The sequence below is a fragment of the Streptomyces rhizosphaerihabitans genome (genome assembly GCF_025399795.1).
In the GTDB taxonomy this organism is placed as follows: domain Bacteria; phylum Actinomycetota; class Actinomycetes; order Streptomycetales; family Streptomycetaceae; genus Streptomyces; species Streptomyces rhizosphaerihabitans.
On record NZ_JAODTZ010000188.1, the window covers coordinates 1 to 470 of the forward strand.

The 470-nt window shown below is 73.4% G+C and carries 1 protein-coding gene; it reads right to left on the minus strand.

Annotated features, from left to right (window positions below):
• Positions 1 to 313 (minus strand): transposase family protein (locus N4G66_RS45340; protein ID WP_261710173.1); only part of this gene is annotated, 313 nt, incomplete at its 3' end.
• Positions 314 to 470 lie beyond the last annotated feature (157 nt).

Here is a 470-nt window from a genome sequence, read left to right on the forward strand (position 1 = left end):
GCACGGTGGCCTCGGCCGGGGCGGTCGGTCCGGTGGGTTCACGGCTCGGGGCGCCGAGGGCGGTGAGTGCGGTGGTCGGCGCGTCCGCGGCCCACTCTGCGATCGCGGCCAGGGACTTGGCGCCGGCCAGGACCGCGCAGGCGGCCAGTGCGAGCACGAAGGCGAGTGGGTGGCGGCGGCCCTTGGCCCGGCGCGGATCGGGCACCGCTGCGAGACAGTCCAGCAGGTCGGGGTGCTCGGCGGGTAAGAGCGGGACAGCATCGGTGAGTTGGCCCAGACCCGCGGGGATGGGCGATGATGAGTGCGCAGGCACGGTCTTCCGTTGCGGTGATCAGGGACTCGACACCTCATGATCACCCGGAGGCCGTGCCTGCCTACGTTCCGGCCCGATCCGCGGACATCACAGCCCGCCCGGCCTCAGGAAATGCCACCACCCCGGCCAGACCGACTGAACGGCGCCGCCCTGGGCG